This window comes from Corallococcus llansteffanensis, assembly GCF_003612055.1.
GTDB lineage: Bacteria > Myxococcota > Myxococcia > Myxococcales > Myxococcaceae > Corallococcus > Corallococcus llansteffanensis.
Genome location: NZ_RAWB01000097.1, coordinates 1 through 21,599, shown reverse-complemented (window position 1 = coordinate 21,599; position 21,599 = coordinate 1). Strand labels below are relative to the sequence as shown.

Sequence of the window (21,599 nt, the reverse complement as noted above, 5' to 3'; positions counted from 1 at the left end):
GGCGGCGGGGGCGTCGCGCGCGGCCATCGCGCTGGCGGAGGTGCGGGACGAACTGGCGGACGCGTTCGCCAGCGGGCTCGCGGCGGTGGGGACCCGGACGGTGGAGCCGCTGGTGGCGCGGCTCCGGGAGCTGGGGCTGGAGAAGCCGGGGGCGCTGCTGGAGGCGCTGGCGCAGCGGCCGGATCCGGGCGAGCGACTGGACGACTTCATCAAGGTGTACCAGGTGCTGGGCATCGCGCTGGTGCGGCTGTCCGGCGCGGTGCTGGTGGAGACGTCCGGCCTTGAGTCCGTGCCCACGCACCCGAGCATCCACGTGCAGCGGCCGGAGGTGGCGCTGTCGCCGGGCGAGGCGATGGTGCGCCGGGCGCGCGGAGAGCTGACGCGCTACGAGGCGGCGGCGCACGCGGCGCGCTACTACGCCAGCCTGGGCGTGGACACCCTGATGCGGGACTACTACCCGGCGTGGAGCGACGGGGCGGCGAGCGCCTTCGTGGCGCGGGTGGTGGCGACGCGCGGGGAGGCAGCCCTGGACACCGTGCGGGGCGCGCTGGGCGAGCACCACAGCCGCATGGTGCGCAGCACGGCCATCCGCGTGCTGGGCGCGCTGGGCGGCTCCCAGGCGAGGCGCGAGCTGGATGCGCTGACGCGCAAGGGCCACGACGCGGGCCTGCGCCTCTTCGCGAAGGAGACGCTGGAGGACGTGCGCGCGCGGGAGGCCGGCGAGGCGGCGGTGGGCGAGCTGATGCGGAAGCGGCGCGAGAAGGTGCAGCCGCTGGCTCAGGCGGCGCTCTCCGAGTCGACGAAGGAGGCGCGCGCGCAGGCGGTGACCCTGCTGACGCAGCAGGGCCCGGTGGCGCTGCCCGCGCTGCGGCAGGTGCTGTACGGCGACCCCTCGCGCGAGGTGCGGCGGGAGGCGGCGCAGGCGCTGGCGTGGATGGGGGACGCGGACGTCATCGACCGCTTCATCCTCCTGGTGCAGACGCGGAGCGGCAACGACGACGAGGCGAAGACGGCGGTGTACGCGCTGGGCACGCTGGGGGACGTGCGTGGCGCGGAGGCCCTGCTGGCCGCGTTCGCGGACGGGTGGAAGCCTGGCGTGGTCGCGGAGGCCATGCGCACGCTGGGGCTCGCGCTGCTTCAGCCCGCGGTGAGCCTGGCGGAAGTGCGCCCGGAGGCGCTGGAGCGGCAGGCGCTGCGGGGCCTCTTCGAGAGGTTCCCCGCGGACGACCTGGTGAAGGAACTCAAGGCGCGCGTGGACGCGGCGCAGGGACGGCCGGACTTCGTGGAGCGCGCGACCGTGTACCTGAAGCTCGCGGCGGAGAACCCGGTGGCCGGGAAGCAGGTGGCCGCGCACCTCATGGCGTTGCCCGCCGCGTCCGGGGACAAGGCCCTGTCGAAGTGGGCGAAGAAGGTGCTGGGGTGAGCCTTCCCAGCACCGACGGACGGCCCGCCGCCTAGCTGGAGAGCTTCGCGGTGAGGTCGATGCTGTTGGGGGACGCCGGGACAGGGAACGGCTTGCCGGCGGCCCCGCTGAAGTCGAGCGTGTTGAGGCTGACGGAGTACACGAGCGGGTTGCCGTAGAAGCGCACGGAGAGGGTCAGCGTGGTGAGGTCCTTCACGACGGCCCACTGCGTGTAGTCGACGGTGTCCTTGCCCAGCTTGTCGGTGCCACGGCTGGTGCCCAGCGGGATGTCCACGGTGTTGAGCAGGTGGAAGGCCAGGGTGGTGGCATCCGTAGAGTTCGACACGGGCTGCGCGTACTGCTTGAGGTAGGCGGCGCGCACGAACCGGGCGGGAGGCGTCGAGTCCCCCGGCAGGCCGCGCATGCCGCTGCCGTGGCCGGAGGGCGAGAACTTCTGGGTGCCCAGCTCCGTGGGCTTCGCGTCCCAGGGGGACAGGTTCGCGTAGTTGCCCAGGTTCTCCAGCTGCTGGGGGAAGGGCGGGTTGTTGGTGCAGACGCCGACGGGGTTCTCGTAGATGTTGAGCTTCCCGTCGGTGAACTCCACGACGATGCTGTTGCCGGCCGCGTCGTGGACGGGGAAGTGCAGCGGGAGCAGCTTCGCGAGCAGGTCGCCTTCCCAGACCTGGACGCTCCCGTTGGTGAGCGCGGTCTTCACATCCGCCACGGACCCGCAGGTGCCGAGCGCCCAGGTCACGAAGTCCACCAGGGCCAGGGCCTGTGACGGCTGGCTGACCTTCGGGTAGGTGGCGCCCGGCAGCCACAGCGCGCCCACGGAGAGCCCCTGCGTGTTCATGCCATCCACGAGGACGGCGTCGCTGAGGGCGGTGAGGCCGATGAACCCATACGTCGACTTCCACGCGAGGCCCGGCTGGTTGTCCGGGGCCTTCGACTTGAAGCCCTCACCCGCGGCGTGGACCATGAGCTGGGAGTTCAGGTCCCTGCCGAACTCCATGCTCCGGCCATTGACGGCGAAGCTCGTGGAGACTCGGGAGTCCGTGCCGGTGATCAGGAAGTCGGTGCACATGGGGGCATTCCTCGTTCCGTGGTGGCCTGGACTCCCACGGGGGTGGGAGTGTTCCACGGTGCCTGACTCCCTTTGCATGGCGCGCACCAGCTCCAGGTGAGGCCCGAATCCCGATGAATTCCAGGGGATTGGATGGAGGTGCCCCGCGCGCATGGACGGGCTGCGTCCGGGCGGGAGGCGTCCGCGTTCCCGTCAGACGCGAGCCATTGCGCGGGCGCCGGATTCCGGCAAGCCTCCGCGGCGCATGACGGAACCCGCCCCGCGAAGCGACGACTCGCTGGAGGACTTCGACCTCCCGTTCTTCGAGCGCGTGGCGCTGCAGCTCCAGGGCACCGTCATCGCCTTCTTCGTGCGCTTCACCGACGTGCTGCTCCTCTTGTGGCGGCCCCGGCTGTTGCGGCCGTATCTGGGGCTGTGGTGGCAGCGGCTCGTGCGCACGCCCTACAGCGCGCGGCGCACCTTCGAGATGGCCCGGGCGCTGAAGGCCACGGGCCAGGTGTTCCGCGAGCTCGTCTACGGCGAGACGCCGATGCTGACGGCGCTGCTCTTCCTGATGCGTGCGGGCGTGGGCCCTGGCAGCCGCGTGGTGGACCTGGGCGCGGGGCGCGGCCGGGTGCTCATCGCCGCGCGATGGCTGAAGGCGGAGGCGCATGGCGTGGAGCTCATCCCGGACCACGTGGCGCGCGTGGCGCCGTGGCTCGAGCCCGCGGGCATCACCCTCACCGTGGGCGACATGACGCGCGAGCCGCTGACGGACGTCACCCACGTCTTCACCAACTGGGTGGCGTTCACTCCGGAGACGAAGGAGCGGCTGATTACGAACCTGCGCACCTGTCGGCCCGGGACGCGCATCGTCACGGTGACGCGGCCCATCGAAGCCGAGGGCTTCGTGGGCCACACCTACCGCTGGATGCTCTTCACCTGGGGCGTGGAGAAGGTGTGGCTCCAGGAGTACCGACCAACACCCGAAGCCCCGTGATGCAGTGGCAGCCCGCTCACGTCCGCCAGAAGCGGCGCACCTGGGCGTCCGTCTGTTCCGCCTGGGCGAAGCGCAGCCGCAGCGGCTCCGCCATGGCCTCGGGGACTCGCAGTTGGGCGAGCAGCGCGCGGACCTCGAACTTCCGCGTCAGTCCCAGCAGGGCCTCCCGCTCCGCCAGGGTGAGGCCCGGGTGCCAGCAGTCCACGATGAGGACCACGCGGCGCTCCTGACCGCGGTTCCACGTCTCGTGCTCGAAGGAGTCGTGGAAGGCGAGCACGCGGCCCGCCTCCCAGTGTCGCGACTCGGTGCCCACGCGGATGCCGCAGCCCTCCGGAACCTTGAGCCCCAGGTGGAGCCGCATCCGGAAGCCATCCCAGCTGCAATGCGGCGTCAGCGTGGTGCCCGGCGCGTGCGAGGAGAAGAGCACATCCGCCAGCGGGAACGCGGTGCACTCACCATCCAGCGATTGCACGGCGGCGGCCGTCTCCTCCATCGCGAGCTCCGGCCAGAAGAGGCGGTCGGTGCGCTCGCCCGCGAAGTACACGGGGTGCACGGACCAGCGGCCCGTGCCGACGATGCCGGAGTCGTAGTGCAAGAGGTCCGCGTTCTCCAGCCGCGCCAGGTCCCGCTCCACTGCCACGAGGCAGCCTTCCAGCGCCTTCGCCACGGGAGGGGGCGGGTCGCGCCAGGGCCGCTCCTCCAGACCGGGGAGCGGCGGGAAGATGGTGGGGGACTGTCCGGGCGTCGCGGGAGGCAGGGGCACCTGTCCGGCCAGCATCCGCAGGTATTCCTGGAGGCGCGCCAGCTCGCTGCCCGCGCGCAGGACGGTGTCGAAGTAGCCGCCCTGCATGGCCAGCTCGACGATGCGCTGGCGCACCTGCGCGGTGATCTCCTCGGGCGATGCTTCGGACATGGCCTCTCCTTGAGACAGAAGCCATAGCGCGTTGGCGCGCGCACCGTCCAGGTCACGGAAGGACGCGTCAGCGCGTCAGGTGCTTGAGCGTGAGGTAGACGAACTCGGCGCCGGGCTGGAGCGAGGCCACAGGCACGCGCTCGTTGGGCGCGTGGGCGGTGCGCGCATCCTCGGGCGTGAGGGCGAAGAGATCGATGCCGTAGGCGTGGATGCCGGCCCTGCGCAGCGTGGCGGACTCGGTGGTGCCGGTGGACTGGCGCGGAATCACCGGGGCGTTGGGCCACACCTTCGCGGCGGCGGCCTTCACCGCGCGGAACATCGCGTTGTCTCCCACGGGCGACATGGGCGAGTCCGGCGGCGACACGTCCATCTCCACCTGGATGCCCTTGTCATTGACGGCGGCGACGATGTGCTCGCGCACGGCCTTCGCATCCGTGTCCGGCAACAGACGACAGTTGACGGTGGCCTCGGCGGTGGCGGGAATGACATTGGAGCGCGTGCCCGCGTTGAAGACCGTGGGCACGCAGGTGGTGCGCAGCACGGCGCCCAGCGCGGGCTCCAGCCTCGCCACCGTATCGACCGCGTCCTGCGGCGGCGCATCCGGCGCGGCGGCGATGCGGCGCAGCGCGTCCCCCAATTCTCCTGGGGTGGTCGGCGCACGGCCCAGGATGTGGAGCCGGGCCGCGGGCGTCAGGTGGGCGGGGAAGGTGAGGGCGCCCACGCGCGCCACCGCCGCGGCCACGCGCACCAGCGGCCCCGCGTCCACGGGCGGCGCGGAGGAGTGGCCCCCGGGCCCGGTGGCCTTGAGCGTCACGTTGCGCGACACGCGCTCCGCGGCCTGGAGCGCCACGAAGCGCACCGACTTGCGGTCCGGGGACAGCTCCGTGAGGCCGCCCTCGTTGAGCGCGAACTCCGCCTCCTTCAGCTCCGGACGGTGTTCCATCATCCAGTCCAGCCCCTGCCCGGAGCCCACCTCTTCATCCGCGCCCAGGTACAGGACGATGTCGCGTGAGCGATTGTCGCCGTCCTGCTTCAGCCGGCGCAGCGCGAGGATGCTGGCCGCCGCCATGCCCTTGTTGTCCTGTACGCCCCGGCCGTAGAGCAGGCCGTCCTTCTCGGTGAGCTTCCACGGGTCGGTGGCCCACTCGGCGCGCACCGCGGGCACCGTGTCCAGGTGCGCGAGCACGAGCAGCGGCCTTCCCTTGCCGTTGCCCTTCAGGCGCACCAGAAGATTTCCGCGTCCGGGCGACGGCTCGATGAGCTCCGACTCGATGCCCGCCTCACGCAGCCAGCGCGCCGCCACCTGGGCCGCGGCCGTCTCGTTGCCGGGCGGGTTGGACGTGTCCGCCGCGATGAGCTCCGCGAGCAGCGTCCGCAGCTCGTCCTTCGGCGCGGGACGGGATGACGCGGCGTGGCTGGATCCGAGCGCGAACAGGACGGCGAGCAGGGGCAGGAAACGCATGGCGTGCGAGGCTCGCGCCTTGGCTCCCGGAAGGCAATGGAAGCGGTGTTTACCGGGAGCGCCGTGTTAAGGGAGGAGGACCTGGAGGAGGAACCCCACCCATGTCGTCACCCTTGAGCTTTCGCACCGTGGAGTTGCCGCTGCGCCACGCCTGGACCATCTCCCGGGGCACGAGCACGGTGAAGCGCAACGTGTTCGTGGAGGTGCGCTCGGGAGGCCACGTGGGGTACGGCGAGGCCGCGCCCAACGTGCGCTACGGCGAGTCCTGGGAGTCGGTGGAGGCCGCGCTCCAGAAGCTGGCCCCGGTCCTGGAGGGCCGCGACCTGCGCTATTTCCGCGACGTGTCCGAGGCGCTGGACGCGGCGCTGCCGGACAACCCCGCGGCGAAGGCGGCGGTGGACCTGGCGCTGCATGACCTGGCGGGAAAAGTCATCGGCGTGCCGCTGTACCGGATGCTGGGCGTGGACCCGACGCGCCAGCCGGTGACATCCATGTCCATTGGCATCGACGTGCCGGAGGTGCTCGCGGTGAAGGTGCGCGAAGCGGCGGACTTCCCCGTGCTCAAGGTGAAGCTGGGCTCCGGTCAGGACCGCGAGGTGTTCAGCACGGTGCGTGCGCTGACATCGCAAACCATCCGCGTGGACGCGAACGAGGGCTGGAAGCCGGACGAGGCGCTGGCGCACATCCAGTGGCTCTCCACCCAGGGCGTGGAGCTGGTGGAGCAGCCGCTGCCAGCGGCGGACGTGGACGGTGCGAAGTGGCTGCGCGCGCGCTCGCCGCTGCCGCTGGTGGCGGACGAGTCGCTGACGAAGGCGTCGGACGTGCCGAAGCTGGCGGAGGGCTTCCACGGCATCAACGTGAAGCTCCAGAAGAGCGGCGGCATCCGCGAAGCGCTGCGCATCATCGAGACGGCGCGCGCGTGCGGCCTGAAGGTGATGCTGGGCTGCATGGTGGAGACGGGGCTGGGCATCGCGGCGGGCGCGCACCTGGCGCCGCTGGTGGACTGGGTGGACCTGGACGGCAACCTGCTGCTCGCGGACGACCCGTACCGCGCGCATCCGGTGGTGGGTGGCCGCATCCAGCTGGGCGACGGCCCGGGCCTGGGCGTGGAGCCCCGGGCGGCGCCGTGACGCCGCCGCTCATCCAGGACCCGATGGCGGTGCTCGCCGTGCTGCTCGCGGTGCTGGCCGGTCTGTATACGTTGCAGCGGCTCCCCGCCGTGGAGCGGTTCTTCAACGTCGTGCCGCTGCTGGTGTTCGCGTACTTCGTGCCGACGCTGCTGTCGAACCTGGGCGTCATCCCCACGCAGTCGGAGCTGTATCGCTTCACGCGCGTGTATCTGCTGCCAGCGAGCCTGGTGTTGCTGGTGCTGTCGGTGGACCTGCCGGCCATCGCGCGGCTGGGCAGGAACGCGGTGGGCGTGTTCCTGGCGGGCACGGTGGGCATCATGGTGGGCGGGCCGCTCGCGTACCTCGCGCTGGGGTGGTTGGTGCCGGCGGAGCTGGGGGACCAGGCGTGGAAGGGGCTCGCGGCGCTCAGTGGTTCGTGGATTGGCGGCAGCGCGAACTTCGTGGCCATTGGCCAGAGCGTGGGCGCGCTGGACAGCACGTTGAGCATGCTGGTGGTGGTGGACGTGGGCGTGTCCAACGTGTGGACGGCGGTGCTGCTGTCCTTTGCCGGGCGCGAGAAGGCGATGGATGCGCGCATCGGCGCGGACCGCGCGGCGCTGGACCGGGTGCGCGAGGAGTCCGCCCTGCTCCAGGCGGCGTCCGCCCGGCCCGCGACCCTGCCGGACCTGCTGTCGATGCTCGCGGTGGCGTTCGGGGTGACGGTGGGGTGCACGGCGCTCGCGAAGGTGCTGCCGGACCTGGGCAGCGTCGTCACGGGCTTCACCTGGGTGGTGCTGCTGGTGACGACGGTGGGCGTGGTGCTGTCGTTCACGCCGGTGCGCAAGCTGGAGGGCGCGGGGGCGAGCCGCGTGGGGTCGCTGTTCCTGTACCTGCTGGTGGCGACGATTGGCGCGCAGGCGGAGTTCCGGCGGCTGTGGGATGCGCCCGCGCTGGTGGCGGTGGGAGCGGTGTGGATGGCCATCCATGCGGGCGTGACGATGGGCGCGCGGCGGTGGCTGAAGGCGCCGGTGTTCTTCGCGGCGGTGGGCTCGCAGGCGAACGTGGGCGGCACGGCCTCCGCGTCCGTGGTGGCGGCGGCCTTCCATCCCGCGCTGGCCCCGGTGGGCGTGCTGCTCGCGGTGCTGGGGTACGTGCTGGGCACGTACTGCGGCCTGGTGACGGCGCTGGTGCTGGAGCAGGTGTATCGGCTGATTCACTGACGCACGGAGAAGGAGTTGCGGATGCGAAAGGTGCTGGCCTGGGCGGGGCTGCTGGCGATGAGCGCGTGTGCGACGACGCCGGACACGGGGCCCCCCCGTGATTCGTTGCAGGCCGTGGTGGACTCGCTGGCGCGCGAGGCGGCGCTGCTGTCCCCCGGCACGGACCTGGCGCTGGCGGTGGTGGACCTGCGCACGGGCGAGTCCGCGAGCTTCAAGGGGCTGGAGCCGCACATCTCCGCCAGCTCCGCGAAGGTGTTCTGGGTGGCGGCGGCGCTCACGCGGCGGGAGCTGGAAGAGGTGGCGCCGCTCGCGGAGAAGGTGTTCCGCACCTCGGACAACGAGGCGTCCGGTGAGGTCATCGACCTGGTGGGCGGGCCGGATGCCATCAATCGCTTTCTCCATGAAGTGGGGCTGGAGCACAGCGCGCTGACGAAGTGGAACTACGGCAAGCCGCGCCAGGCGACGAACTCACCGAGGGTGATGCAGAACGACAACTATTTCTGCGCGAACGACGCGGTGTCCTTCCTGCACTCGGTGGACCAGCGGAAGTTGCTGGAACCCGTGCCCACGGCGCGGCTGCTGCAATGGATGGAATTGACGCCCCGCGAGGGGTGCGGCGGCTGGTTGGGGACGCGGCTGCCTCCGAGTGCCCGCGCCTCGCTCCAGCACAAGGGTGGATGGCTGCCACCGGGGTGCTGCTCGGATGATGCGCGCTACAACGTGCTCAACGAGGTGGGCTTCGTGACGCTGCCGGACGGCGGCCGGTACGCGGTGGCCATCCTCACCTCGCGCGGACCGGACTGGCCGAAGCAGGCGTTCTTCGTGGAGCGCGCGTCGTGCGTCCTCTACCGCCACCTGTCGAAGGACGCGGCGCTGGACTGTGGTGAGGCCCTGGCGAAGGCGGGCGGCCCGGCCCCTGTCGTGTTGGCGCCTGGGGCGCCCGTGCCGAACTACGACTGCGAGTGAGGGAAGGGGGCGGGCGTCCCGGCGGACGGTCTGGACCGGGTACGCTGGCGCGCGTGCTTCTCAAGTCTGGAGCGCGGCCACACCCTATCCAGACCGGATGAGGGAAGGACCGTCCCGTCGCGAGGTGACCTCATGATGGACCCCCAGGCCTGGCGCAGGTTCGCCGAGCGGCTCGGTGTGCAGCACCCCATCATCCAGGCACCCATGGCGGGCGGCCTGTCTCCTCCAGCGCTGGTCGCCGCGGTGGCGGACGCGGGAGGGCTGGGTTCCCTGGGTGCCGCCGATGCGCCACCGGAAGCCATCCGTCAGCAGGCGAAGGCGGTGAGGGCCCGGACGTCGCGGCCGTATGCCATCAACCTCTTCGCGCCCCGGGCCTCGGTGGCTCCTGGCGATCCCCAGGCCGTGCTGAGATTACTGGAGCGCTTCCACGCGGAGCTGGGGCTGCCCGCGCCCCAGGTGGCGGAGGCTCCGCTGCCGGACTTCATGCAGCAGGTGGAGGTGGTGCTCGAAGCGGCGCCCACCGTGTTCAGCTTCACGTTCGGCATTCCGCCCGCGGCGGTGCTGAACGAGGTCCGCGCGCGCGGCATCCTCATCATCGGGACGGCGACCAACGTGCGCGAGGCCCTGGCGCTGGAGGCCGCGGGCGTGGATGCGATTGTCGCGCAGGGCTCCGAGGCCGGCGGACACCGGGGTTCTTTTGGGGGCCCGTTCGAGGCGGGGCTGGTGGGGACGCTGGCGCTGGTGCCGCAGGTGGTGGACGCGGTGCGACTGCCGGTCATCGCCAGCGGCGGCATCATGGACGGACGCGGCATCGCGGCGGCGCGGGTGCTGGGTGCCGCGGGCGTGCAACTGGGCACGGCGTTCCTGCGGTGCCAGGAGTGCGGCACGGTGCCGGCGCACCGCGAGCTGTTGCGTGAAGCCCGGGATGAGTCGTCGCGCATCACCCGTGCGCTCACCGGCCGGCCTGCGCGCGCCATCCCCAACGTGCTCACCACCACGTTGGAGGAGGCAGGCGCCTTCCTGCCGTATCCGCAGCTCCACGGCGCCACGCGCGCGTTGAAGGTCGCGGCGTCACAGCGGGGCGACACGCGCTACATGGCGCTGTGGGCCGGGCAGGGCGTGGGGCTGTCGCGCGACGGCTCGGCGGCGGATCTGGTGCGGACCCTGGTGGCGGAGACCGACGCCGCGCTGGCGGCGGCGCGCGGCTGACGTCGTCCCGGGAGGTCGGGTTGCAATCAGGGACGGGGCGGCTACATTCAGGGCTCCACTGCGTTCGCAGTCCCGGGTCCCTGTCCAGATGACGGTTTCGCTCACAGCCAGCATGCAGCGTGCTCCGCGCCGGGTCTCCGTGCGCCGGACGCTGCCTGCCCATGGCCGAGCCACCGCCTGGCTGGTCACCCACGCCGCCCGTCCCGTGTAGCTCGCGACGGTCGGCGTCCTCTCCACCCCTACACCTGACGTCCCACCATGCGCTCCCTTTTCCGGGAATGCGTGGCGCCGTCATCGCTTCACATCGCCAGGAGGCAGCCCCCATGACGCACAACCATCCCCTCATCGTCACCGACACCGACCTCCAGCGCCTGGAGCGCGTCGTCGAACAGTACGGCTCGCCCCGCAACGCGGAGCTGGTGGAGCAGCTCGAGTCCGAGCTCGCCCGCGCCGTCGTCACCTCCTCCTCCGCCATCCCCGCGAACGTCGTCACGATGAACAGCACCGTCGTCTTCGAGGACGAGGAGGCCGGCGAGAAGCGCGAGGTCACCCTCGTCTACCCGAAGGACGCCAACAGCGACGCGGGCCGCATCTCCGTCCTCGCCCCCGTGGGCAGCGCGCTCATTGGCCTGTCCGTGGGCCAGACCGTGGAGTGGCCCCTCCCCAACGGCCGCACCCGCCGCCTGCGCATCGTCGCCGTGCCCTACCAGCCCGAGGCCGCCGGCCACTTCCACCTGTGACACCCGGGCGGGACCCGGCGCGCGCCTGACGTGTCAGCCGCCGGGTCCCGTGTGTCAGCGGGCCTCCGTTGACGCGTCAGCGCCCGGCGCTTCCACCCCGGCGCACCCGCATCCCCGCGCCGTTCCTCACTGTCGTTCTTCCGACACCTCCTGGCCCCTGGCGTGCAACTGTGCCAGGGCCCCTCGCACGCGAGGGGTCGCGGGCGTCTCTACGTCCGCGTGTGGAGTGTGGAGGAACGCTTGTTCGCACGAAGGCATCACCTTGGGCTCGGAGGACTGGCCGTCCTCTGCGCCTTCAGCGCCCAGGCCCAGACCAGCACCATTCCGGGCATCGAACTGGAGCGCCTGCAGCTCAACCCCGGCGCGCGCGACAGCCTCGTGCTGTCCACCGGTGATTTGCTGCCCGCGGGCCAGTACCGCGTCGGGCTCACCGCGCACTACGAGAACCGCCCCCTCGTCCTCCTGGAGGACGATGTCCAGCAGGGCGTCATCATCTCCAACCGCGTCACGGCGCACCTGAGCGCCGCGTACTCCTTCACCAACTGGTTGGAGGTCGGCGCGCAGATTCCCTTCATGGCCCAGTGGGGTCCGGAGACCCCGGGCCTGGGCGTGACCAGTCCTTCCAAGAGCGCGCTCGGCACGCCCTGGCTCCAGGCCCGCGTCGGCTTCCTCTCCGAGGACCGCGGCGCCCCGCTCGACCTCGGCCTGCACCTGGGCGTGGCGCTGCCCCTGGGCAGCAAGGAGGCCCTCACCCGTGACGAGGGCTTCACCTTCTCCCCGCGGCTGGGATTGGGCAAGCGGCTGGCCAACACCTTCCGCGTGGGCGCCGACGTGGGCACGCTCGTGCGCACGAAGACGTATGCCCTCTCTCCGGAGACGCAGCCCCCGCTCGACGAGATGGGCACGGAGCTGAACGGCGGCATCAACGTGTCCGCCGGCCTCTTCGGCCTGCGCGAGGAAGTGCTCGTGCGCGGCACGCTGCCCGTGCAGGACTCCCCCAGCTCCATGGAGGTCCTGCTGGGCCTGCGCGTCCCCACCGCGGACGGCACCGAGCTGTACGTCATGGGCGGTCCGGGCTTTGGCCAGACGCCGGGCACGCCGCGCTTCCGCGTGCTCGCGGGCGTGGCCTTCGGGACGCCCCCCGCGCCCCCCGCTCCCGTCTGTATCGAGGGACAACCCTATGTGACGGCCGAGTGTCCCGACCTCGATGCGGACCATGACGGCGTGAAGAACGGCGTGGACAAGTGCCCCGCCATCGCCGGCCTCGCCGAACTCCAGGGTTGCCCGGACGGCGACGACGACAAGGACGGCCTGCCCAACCTCGCCGACAAGTGCCCCGCCCAGGCGGAGAACAAGAACGGCTTCCAGGACGAGGACGGCTGCCCGGACGACCCCGACACGGACAAGGACGGCATCGTCGATTCGAAGGACGCCTGCCCGCGCGAGCCGGAGACCGTCAACCGCTTCAAGGACCAGGACGGCTGCCCGGACGTGGAGCCCGACCGCGACGCCGACACGGTCGTCGACCGGGTGGACAACTGCCCCGACGAGCCCGGCACCGTGGCCAACGGCGGCTGCAAGGAAGCGCCGCTCGCGCGCATCGACGTGGGCCAGAACCGCATCTCCATCCTGGAGGCCGTCTTCTTCGAGAACAACAAGGACGTCATCCAGCCGCGCAGCTACGCGGTGCTCGACAAGGTCGCGGCCATCCTCGCCTCCCACCCGGAGATCGCGAAGATCCGCGTCGAGGGCCACACCGACAACAAGGGCAAGGCCGAGTACAACCTGGACCTGTCCCAGCGGCGTGCTGAAGCGGTGGCGGCCTACATCGTGAGCAAGGGCGTGCAGCGCGAGCGCCTGGAAGGCCACGGCTTCGGTCCTCAGCAGCCCATCGCGGACAACGCCAAGGCGGAAGGCCGCGCGAAGAACCGCCGCGTCGAATTCAAGATCGTCGGGGAGGCCGAGGGCGTGCAGACGACGCCGGCCTCCTCCTCTCCGGACCCCCTTTAGAAGCAAGGCACACCCTTCATGTTCATGAACGTCATGGATTCCCTCTTCCGGGGACAGGCGTCACGCACGGCGGCTCGCGCGGGCTTCACCGCCGCGGCCCTGTGCTCCCTGTTCCTCCTCATGGGATGCGAGACGACCGTCTCGACTCCCTTCACGCCCGAACCCGTCCTCGCGAGCCAGTCGTCGGCGCTCGTGGGCGACGGCCGGCTCCAGCCCGGCGAGCAGTGTGACGACGGCAATACCGTCTCCGGCGACGGCTGTACGGCCACCGGCACGGTGGAGGCCGGCTACCTGTGCCACGTGCCCGGCAACGCCTGCTCGCTCGCGAGCCTGTGCGGCAACAACGTCCCCAACACGGGCGAGCTGTGCGACGACGGCGACACCGCCACCGGCAGCAACGGCTGTTCGGCCACGTGTGACTTGTCCCTGTGTGGCAACGGCGCGTTCGACAACCGCCAGTACCCGTCCTTCGCGCAGGAGGTCTGCGACGACGGCAACCGCTTCGAGGGCGACGGGTGCAGCCGGCAGTGCGAGGTGGAGCCCGGCTTCGCGTGCGCTGGCAGCCCCAGCCGCTGCGTGAGGGCGGGTGTGGCGGTGTTCAACACCGGCGTGGACGCGCAGAACCGCCGCCTGGAGGGCATCGTGGCGGATCCGCACTGGTTCTACGCGGGCACCAACACCGGTGCGACCACCGGCGTGCGCAACGCCAATGACTGGCCGCTGGAGATGCAGACCGCGCGCTTCATGGCGGCGCCCCTGGGCGCACCGACGTGCGTGTACCAGGACTTCCTGGTGCCCTCGACGACGACCATCTCGCAGTTCCGCCTGCGCCTGGCCACCTTCAATGACAACCAGTTCGACAGCGCCAAGGTGAACGGCACGACCGTGAACCCCGTCACGGTCAGCGAGCCCTCCGGCCAGCCGTGGCAGAAGAACATCTTCCGCGAGTTCGGCTCCAGCGCGCCCTGGCACGCGGGCATCAACCGCATCGAGCTGTGCAACGAGAACGCGGCCTCGATCCCGAATGCCTTCCGCTACCTGTTCGTGGATGCGTATGACGACCGCTGCGGCGACGGCGCCATCTCCCTGCGCGAGGAGTGCGACGACGGCAACACCGCCAACAACGACGGCTGCAGCAACAGCTGCGGCATCGAGCCCGGCTACGGCTGCGCGGGTGCGCCCAGCGTCTGCGCCAAGACGTGCGGCAACGGCAACCTGAACCCCGGCGAGCAGTGCGACGACGGCAACCTGACGCCCGGCGACGGCTGCAACGCGAGCTGCCGCGTGGAGGCGGGCCACGCCTGCCCGACCCCGGGCAGCGCCTGCGTGCTCACCTGCGGCAACGGCACCGTGAACGCTGGCGAGCAGTGCGACGACGGCAACGCGTTCAGCTCGGATGGCTGCTCCGCGGCGTGCCGCATCGAACAGGGCTACACGTGCTCCGGGACCCCGTCCACCTGCGCCCTGACGTGCGGCAACGGCGTCCTCAACCCCGGCGAGCTGTGCGACGACGGCAACACCGCCCTGGGCGATGGCTGCTCCAACGCCTGCACCCTGGAAGTGGGCGCCTCCTGCCCCACGCCGGGCCAGCCCTGCGCCCTGACGTGCGGCAACGGCACCGTGAACCCCGGTGAGCAGTGTGACGACGGCAACCTGACGTCCACTGACGGCTGCTCCACCGAGTGCCGCGTGGAGCGCGGCTACGCCTGCACCACGCCCGCGGCGGGCCCCTCCGTGTGTGCCTACACCTGCGGCAATGGCACCTTCGAGACGGGCGAGACGTGCGACGACGCCGAGATGGAGTCGGGTGACGGCTGCTCCAACGGCTGCCGCGTCGAGCCGGGTTGGAGCTGCTCGGGCACCCCGAGCACGTGCATCACCCTCTGCGGCGACGGCATCACCGCGGGCGCCGAGGCCTGTGACAACGGCAACACCACTGCGGGGGACGGCTGCAGCCCGACCTGCCAGGTGGAGCCGGGCTGGAGCTGCCCCGCGCCGGGCACCCAGTGCTTCAACACCTGCGGCAACGGAGCCATCGACGCGGGCGAGGTGTGCGACGACGGCAATGCCGCCAACAGCGACGGCTGCTCCAGCACCTGCCGCGTGGAGGCGGGCTACTCGTGCAACGGCGCGCCCAGCCTCTGCGGGACGACGTGCGGTGACGGCGTCCGCGCGGGCGCCGAGGTGTGCGACGACGGCAACCTGGTGGACGGCGACAGCTGCTCGCCGCGCTGCCTGCTGGGCCTGGGCGAGACGTGCAACGCGTCCAACGTCTGCGAGGATGTCTGCGACCTCACCACCCAGAAGTGCGTGGTCCCGGGCGTGTGCGGCAACGGCGTGCGCGAGGCGGGCGAGACGTGCGACGACAACAACACCACCCCGGGCGACGGCTGCTCGGCCACGTGCACCCTGGAGGTGGCGGCGACCCCCGTCATCACCGGCCCCGCGCCGGGCACCACGGTGACGACCACCACCCCGCCCATCACCGGCACCGGCGAGCCCGGCAGCAAGGTGACGGTGCGCGAAGGCGACACGGTCCTCTGCACCGCCACCGTCGACGCGGCCGGGGCGTGGAGCTGCGTGCCCACCACCCCGCTGACGGAAGGCCCGCACGCGGTGACGTCCACCGCCGAGCTGCCCGGTGGCGGCGGCACCAGCCCCGTGTCCAACACCGTGCCCTTCGTCGTGGACACGCAGGCCCCCGACACCGTCATCGTCCGGGGCCCGGACGCGCGCACCAACGACCGGTCCGCGGAGTTCGAGTACGGCCCCCAGGAAGAGGGCGTGACGTTCCAGTGCAGCCTCGACGGCGGCGACTTCGTCCCGTGCGAGGACAGCTACGACGTCGGGCCGGGGGACCACACCCTGCGCGTGCGCGCGGTGGACGGGGTAGGCAACGTGGATACCTCGCCCGCGGTGCACACCTGGACGGTGCTGAACACGCGTGCCTTCGCGGGCGGTGGCTGTAGCGCCGCGCCGGACGCCTCGTGGCTGGCCCTGCTGGGCCTCCTGGGGCTGCGCAAGAGGCAGCGCCGCACCTCCTAGCGGTTCGCGGAGCCCGCCGGAGGGGGACGGCCGTTCCCCCTTCGGGAGCGCCCCCTCGCTCCCTCCCACGGCGCCCTTCCGGCGGCGCTCCCGCATTTTCTGGCCTTCCCCGTATGCTCCGTCCGTGCACGGGGCAGGCCGCCATCAGGAGTTGTACGAGGAAGAGGTCCTTCTCGCGTTGGACGAAGGGCTGCTGTCCTCGGACGAGGCGGCAGCCCTGCGCGAGGAGGCCCTCCGCCTGAACCGCGGCCCCCTGGAGTTGATGAAGGAACGGGGGCTGCTGACGGAGAACACCCTGGACCTCCTGCGGAAGGACCTGGCCCGCGAGCGCACGGACCGGGGTGGCGCACCCATCCAGGAGGCCCCCACGCTGTCGACGGCGCCGCCCGCGACGGTGGACACGGAGGGCGCGCCCGTGTTTCCGGTGCCCGGGTGGGACCGGTACGAGCCGGTGCGCTTCCTGGGCCAGGGTGGCATGGGCACGGTGTTCCTGGCGTACGACCCGCTCCTGCGCCGCAACGTGGCGCTCAAGTTCGTGCGGGACGGGGACCCGGAACTGGCCCGCCGCTTCCTGTCCGAGGCGCGGGCCCAGGCCCGCGTGCGCCACGAGCGCGTGTGCGAGGTCTACGAGGTGGGCGAGGTGCGCGGCCAGGCGTTCATCGCCATGCGCTACGTGGAGGGGCCGTCGCTGGGGCAGCTCTCCAACACGCTCACGCTGGAGCAGCGGGTGCTGGTGCTGGCCCAGGCCGCGGAGGGCGTGCACGCGGCGCACCGCGCGGGGCTCGTCCACCGCGACCTGAAGCCCGGCAACATCCTGGTGGAGCGCACGGAGGACGGGGGCTTCAACCCCTTCGTCATGGACTTCGGCCTCGCGCGCGACTGGCGCGAGGAGGGCGGCCACCCCAACGCGGTGCTGGGCACGCCGCACTACATGCCGCCCGAGCAGGCCCGGGGCGAGGGCCACCGGTTGGACCGCCGCGCGGATGTCTACGCCCTGGGCGGCACGCTGTACGCGCTGCTCACCGGGCAGCCCCCCTTCACCGGGAGCACCGAGACGGAGGTACTCACGCGGCTCCAGACGCTGGCGCCGGTGCCGCCGCGCGCGCTGGACGCGAACATCCCGGAGGACCTGGAGGCCATCGTCCTCAAGTGCCTGGAGAAGGAGCGGCCCCTCCGCTACGACTCCGTGCGCTCGCTCACGGACGACCTGCACCGCTTCCTGGCGGGTGAGCCGGTGCGGGCCCGGCAGGGCGCGCGCTACTGGCTGCGCAAGAAGGTCCGCAAGCACCGCGCGGCGTTGATGCTGGGCACGGGCGTGGTGGTGGTGGTGGCCGGCGCGCTGGGACAGGCGACGCTCGCGCGCGCCCAGGTGGCCGAGCGGGAGCGGCTGGCCCGCGCCTTCACCGAACGCGTGGAGCGCATCGAGTCCGCGGTGCGCTACTCCGCCCTGTCGCGCCTGCACGACACGCGCGAGGACCGGCAGGCGCTGCGCGCGAACATGGCCACGCTGGAGGCCGACGTGCGGCGCGCGGGCGCGCAGGCGGAAGGCGCCGGGCAGTACGCGCTGGGCCGCGCGCTGTTCGCCCTGGACGACCTGGACGGTGCCCGCGAGAAGCTGGAGGCCGCGTGGACGCACGGCTACCGCGAGCCCCGCGTGGCGTGGGCGCTGGCGCAGGTGCTGGGCCACCTCTACCGCGACCAGCTCCTGCTGGACGTGGAGCGCCGCGCGCCTGAACAGCGCGAGGCCCGCCGCGAGGAGTTGAACCGGCGCTACCGCGACCCCGCGCTCGCGTACCTGCGTCAGGCCGAAGGGCCGGACGTCCCCGCGCCGCCCGCGTTCGTGAAGGCCCTGTTCGCCTTCTACGAGGACCGGCCGGAGGAGGCCCTGTCCCTGCTGGGCACGCCCGGCATGCAGGTGCCGTGGTTCTACGAGGCGCCCCTGCTGCGCGGGGACATCCTGCTCGCGCGCGCCATGCAGCGCTGGAACGGTGGCGACCGCGCGGGCTCGCAGGCGGACCTGTCCCTGAGCCGCGAGGCGTACGCCGCGGCCGTCGCCACCGCGGAGAGCCAGCCGGGCGTGCACGCGGTGCTGGGCCGGCTGGAGCTGGCCGCGATGGTGATGGAGCTGTACGGCGAGGGCAACGTGCTGCCGCACTACGAGCGGGGCCTCAAGGCGCTGTCGCACGCGCTGGCCGCTGCGCCGGACCATGCGCGCGCGCTGGTGCTGGTGGCGCGCTTCCACCGCCGGCTCGCGGAGCAGCGCACGAACCAGGGCGGGGAGGGCGTGGAGGCCCTGCTGGAGAAGTCCCTGGAGGCGCTGCGCACCGCGGAGGCCGTCGCGCCGCCGAGCGCCCGCATCCCGCTGGAGCAGGCCCTCACGCACCGGCAGTGGGCGCGCTACCAGCAGCTCCACGGAGCGGATCCGCGTGAACAGCTCCGGCGCGCGACCGCCGCCTTCGAGCGCCTGCGCCCCGAGGACCGCGACTATGCCTTCCACGCGAACCTGGGCCTGACGTGGCAGGGGCAGGCGGACGCGGAGGCCGCGCGCGGAGGGGACGCGCTCCCGTTCCGGACGAAGGCCATCGACGCGTACCTGGAGGCCCTGCGGCTGAGCGAGCAGGAGCCGCTCACGTGGATCAACCTGGGCGTGGCCTACCGCAAGCGGGCCGACGCGCCGGACGCGGCCGACGCGGCGGGGGACCTGCGCAAGGCGAACAGCGCGCTCACCCGGGCCCTGTCCCTCAACCCGGACAACTTCAGCGCGTGCTTCAACGGCGCGGAGGTGGCCGAGCAGCTCGCGCGCGCCCACCACGTCCGGGGCGAGGACGTGAGCGTGGACCTGGAGCGGGCCCTGGCGCTGTACCGGCAGGGGCTGGCCCTCAACGCGAAGCAGCCCGCGCTGCACAACGCCCTGGGCTCCGCGCTGTTCTGGCAGGCGGAGCTGCGCGCGGAGGAGGGCGGCGATACGGAGGCCCTGCTCGCGCAGGCGAGAGCGTCCTTCGAGCAGGCCCGCACGCTGGCGCCCACGCAGGGCTTCGCCTTCAACAACCTGGGCGAGTGGGAGGCCTTCCGCGCCGAGCTCCAGCTCGCGAAGGGCCAGGACCCCAGCGCCGCGCTGCGCGCCGCCGTGGAGCACTACGGGCAGGCGCTCCAGCGGCTGCCGGAGGACGCGGACTTCCTGGCGAACCTGGGCAAGGCGTGGGTGCACCAGGCGACGTGGACGCTGTCGCAAGGGAAGGACCCTGCCCAGGACCTGTCGCGGGCCGAAGCGGCGCTGAACCGGGCGCGCGAGCTCAACCCGCGCCTGGGCAATGCGTGGCGCTACCTGGCGGAGGCCGTGAGCGTGCGGGCCCGCTGGACGGCGCGCGGCCACGGCGCGGCGGAGGGGGACTTCACGCGCGCGGCGCAGGCCTTCGAGGAGGCGCTCAAGCGGGACCCGAGGCTGGAGTACCGGCTCGCGGCGGCGGACTTCCACGGCGCGCAGGCCCGGTGGCGGCCAGGCGAAGGCCGGGACGCGACGGCCGGGGTGACGCGGGGGCTGGAGCTGGTGGAGGCGGTGGTGGCGGCCCGTCCCCGGTGGGCACGGGCTCGCGCGGTGCGGGAGGAGCTGCTGCGGCTTCGCGCCGGACCGCGCGCCCCGGTGCTGGAGCGCGCGGCCGACGCCCAGGGGCCCTGAGGGGGCCCCGCGAACTACCGGCCTTCCGGCGGGTCGCTCGTCACGTCGATGCCGCCGTTCTTGCGGTCATGCTCTCCCGGCCCGACCTTGCGGTCCTTCAGGTCGTCGTTGATGACCACGTCGAAGGGGTAGGCCCTCTTTGGCGCCGAGTTGGAGACGGTCAGCGGCGACGTCGCGGCGGCGTGGGTGCCCCCCAGCTGGTACGGGCCCGACGTGGTGAGGCAGGTCCCGTCGGTGAACGTGACGGTGGCCTCGGTGGAGATGGCGAGGCTGCCCAGGGAGAAGGTCACCGTGTCCCCATGCTTCACTTCGGGGCCGGGGCTGTAGGTGATGGGGGTCGTGGAAAGGTCGACTGTGATGTTGGCCATAGGTCCCCCCAGCATTGCAGCGCGCGTACCAGTCCGCAGGCTTTTGCGGCCGCGCTCGGAAGATTCCAGTCGGAGTCCCCCTGGCGCGGAGGCCCGGACACGTCCCTGGCGCGTCACGGCCCGGGGCTGACGTGTCAGCTCAGGTGCCTTCCAGGCCCAGCTCGCGGACGCGCCGCTGGAGCGCGCGGCGGGAGACCTCCAGCTTCTGCACCATCCGGTCCAGGTCGCCCTCGCACTCATGGAAGCAGCGGGTGATCTCCTCCGGGCTCAGGTCGCGCGCGGTGCGCAGCAGCGAGCTCTTGTCGATGAGCACGTACACGGACGAGCGCGGGATGCCCAGCCAGTCCGCGGTGGCCTTGAGGTCCCACGCGCACGCGCGCAGGGCCTCCAGCACCTCCTGCTCGCTCACGTCCGCGGGCTTGCGCCGCACGGGTGCGCGGGCGCCGTCGGGGGCGCTGTCGACAGGGGAGGGCGCCTCCAGGGCCAGGGGCTGGTGGCCGGGGATGGGCAGGGCGTCGGCGTCCAGCATCTGCTCCAGCCGGGCGTCCACGCGCAGCCCGGGCAGGCCCCGGCTGCCGATGACGAGCTGACGGGCCACGTTGCGCAGCTGGCGCACGTTGCCGGGCCACGCGGAGCGCACCAGGCGCACGGCGAGGGAGGCGGGGAGCCACGGCTCGGCGCGCGCGTCCTCGGACGTCAGGCGCCCGGCCTCGCCGGTGGACTCCAGCTCCTGGCGGGCGAAGTGGAGGAACAGCGACGCGATGTCCTCGCGGCGCTCGCGCAGGGGCGGCACCGCGATTTCAAAGCCCGCGAGCCGGTGCAGCAGCGGGGCCTTGAAGCGGCCGTCGCGGATGCGCGCCTCCAGGTCCGCGTCGGTGGCGGTGACGAGCCGCACGTCGACGCGCACGGGCGCGTGCCCGCCCACCGGATACACTTCGCCCGTCTCCAGCACGCGCAGGAGCGCAGCCTGGACCTCCGGGGGCGCCTCGGCCACCTCGTCCAGGAAGAGGGTGCCGCCGTGCGCGGCGCGGAAGAAGCCCTCGCGGTCGCGCGTGGCGCCGGTGAACGCGCCGCGCAGGGCGCCGAACAGCTCCGCGGCGATGAGGTCCTTCGACAGGGCGCCCAGGTTGACGCTGACGAAGGGGCCGGCGCGGCGGGGCCCCTGCGCGTGGAGCGCCCGGGCCACCAGCTCCTTGCCCGTGCCCGTCTCGCCCCGCACCAGCACGGGCACCTGGAGGTCGGCCACGCGCAGCACGTCCTCGCGCACGCGGAGGATGCCCTCGCTGTCCCCCACCATGCCCAGCGCCGTCAGGCTCGCCGAGTTCGGCGCGGGGGCGCGGGACGAGGCCCGGTGCAGCAGCAGCGCCACGCGCCCGGCGAGCACCAGCGGCACTCCCGCCACCAGGGCCCCGGCGG

Annotated in this window: 15 protein-coding genes; 10 read left to right on the top strand and 5 right to left on the bottom strand. The window is 72.3% G+C overall.

The genetic code is table 11. The features are described from left to right. Positions 1-1,423 (top strand): HEAT repeat domain-containing protein (locus D7V93_RS11900; protein ID WP_147451144.1); only part of this gene is annotated, 1,423 nt, incomplete at its 5' end. 31 nt (positions 1,424-1,454) lie between these two features. Here D7V93_RS11900 and D7V93_RS11895 read toward each other — a convergent pair. Beyond that, a complete protein-coding gene (locus D7V93_RS11895) occupies positions 1,455-2,486 on the bottom strand; it encodes a linear amide C-N hydrolase (protein ID WP_120643514.1) in 1,032 nt (343 codons plus the stop codon). Between the two features lie 244 nt (positions 2,487-2,730). Between D7V93_RS11895 and D7V93_RS11890 the strand changes: the two genes are divergently transcribed. Further along, positions 2,731-3,465 (top strand): class I SAM-dependent methyltransferase, encoded by a 735-nt coding sequence (locus D7V93_RS11890; RefSeq protein ID WP_244237253.1) that lies wholly within the window; start codon positions 2,731-2,733, stop codon positions 3,463-3,465. Between the two features lie 16 nt (positions 3,466-3,481). On the opposite strand, the gene D7V93_RS11885 is transcribed toward D7V93_RS11890, so the two are convergent. Next, a complete protein-coding gene (locus D7V93_RS11885; RefSeq protein ID WP_120643513.1) occupies positions 3,482-4,378 on the bottom strand; it encodes an aspartyl/asparaginyl beta-hydroxylase domain-containing protein in 897 nt (298 codons plus the stop codon). Positions 4,379-4,445: 67 nt separating this feature from the next. Next, the gene (locus tag D7V93_RS11880) at positions 4,446-5,840 is read right to left on the bottom strand and encodes a M20/M25/M40 family metallo-hydrolase (RefSeq protein WP_120643512.1); all 1,395 of its coding nucleotides are present in this window, start codon (positions 5,838-5,840) and stop codon (positions 4,446-4,448) included. A gap of 101 nt (positions 5,841-5,941) precedes the next feature. Here D7V93_RS11880 and D7V93_RS11875 point away from each other — a divergent pair, with 101 nt between their 5' ends. The 8 genes from D7V93_RS11875 to D7V93_RS11840 all read left to right on the top strand — a co-directional run bounded on the left by D7V93_RS11875 (position 5,942) and on the right by D7V93_RS11840 (position 19,815). Beyond that, complete coding sequence (locus tag D7V93_RS11875; RefSeq protein WP_120643511.1) at positions 5,942-6,970, top strand: dipeptide epimerase; 1,029 nt, start codon at positions 5,942-5,944, stop codon at positions 6,968-6,970. Next, positions 6,967-8,169, top strand: coding sequence for a DUF819 family protein (locus D7V93_RS11870; protein WP_279636894.1), 1,203 nt, complete (start codon positions 6,967-6,969; stop codon positions 8,167-8,169). Before D7V93_RS11875 ends, D7V93_RS11870 begins: the two co-directional genes overlap by 4 nt. 21 nt (positions 8,170-8,190) lie before the next feature. Then, positions 8,191-9,135, top strand: a complete 945-nt coding sequence (locus D7V93_RS11865) for a serine hydrolase (protein ID WP_120643510.1) — start codon at positions 8,191-8,193, stop codon at positions 9,133-9,135. A 132-nt stretch (positions 9,136-9,267) separates the two neighbouring features. After that, on the top strand, positions 9,268-10,344 hold the full coding sequence (locus D7V93_RS11860) for an NAD(P)H-dependent flavin oxidoreductase (protein WP_120643509.1): 1,077 nt from the start codon (positions 9,268-9,270) through the stop codon (positions 10,342-10,344). Between the two features lie 323 nt (positions 10,345-10,667). Further along, positions 10,668-11,084, top strand: coding sequence for a nucleoside diphosphate kinase regulator (gene rnk / locus D7V93_RS11855; protein ID WP_120643508.1), 417 nt, complete (start codon positions 10,668-10,670; stop codon positions 11,082-11,084). A 240-nt stretch (positions 11,085-11,324) separates the two neighbouring features. After that, the gene (locus D7V93_RS47335; protein WP_208722993.1) at positions 11,325-13,094 is read left to right on the top strand and encodes an OmpA family protein; all 1,770 of its coding nucleotides are present in this window, start codon (positions 11,325-11,327) and stop codon (positions 13,092-13,094) included. Between the two features lie 24 nt (positions 13,095-13,118). After that, complete coding sequence (locus D7V93_RS11845; protein WP_372338313.1) at positions 13,119-16,139, top strand: DUF4215 domain-containing protein; 3,021 nt, start codon at positions 13,119-13,121, stop codon at positions 16,137-16,139. Positions 16,140-16,263: 124 nt separating this feature from the next. After that, positions 16,264-19,815: a serine/threonine-protein kinase gene (locus tag D7V93_RS11840; RefSeq protein WP_120643505.1), complete on the top strand. Its 3,552-nt coding sequence runs from the start codon at positions 16,264-16,266 to the stop codon at positions 19,813-19,815. A gap of 14 nt (positions 19,816-19,829) precedes the next feature. On the opposite strand, the gene D7V93_RS11835 is transcribed toward D7V93_RS11840, so the two are convergent. Both D7V93_RS11835 and D7V93_RS11830 read right to left on the bottom strand, forming a co-directional pair. Continuing rightward, positions 19,830-20,183, bottom strand: coding sequence for a hypothetical protein (locus tag D7V93_RS11835; protein ID WP_244237251.1), 354 nt, complete (start codon positions 20,181-20,183; stop codon positions 19,830-19,832). Positions 20,184-20,322: 139 nt separating this feature from the next. Then, on the bottom strand, positions 20,323-21,599 hold a 1,277-nt coding region (locus D7V93_RS11830; RefSeq protein ID WP_147451143.1), incomplete at its 5' end, for a sigma 54-interacting transcriptional regulator.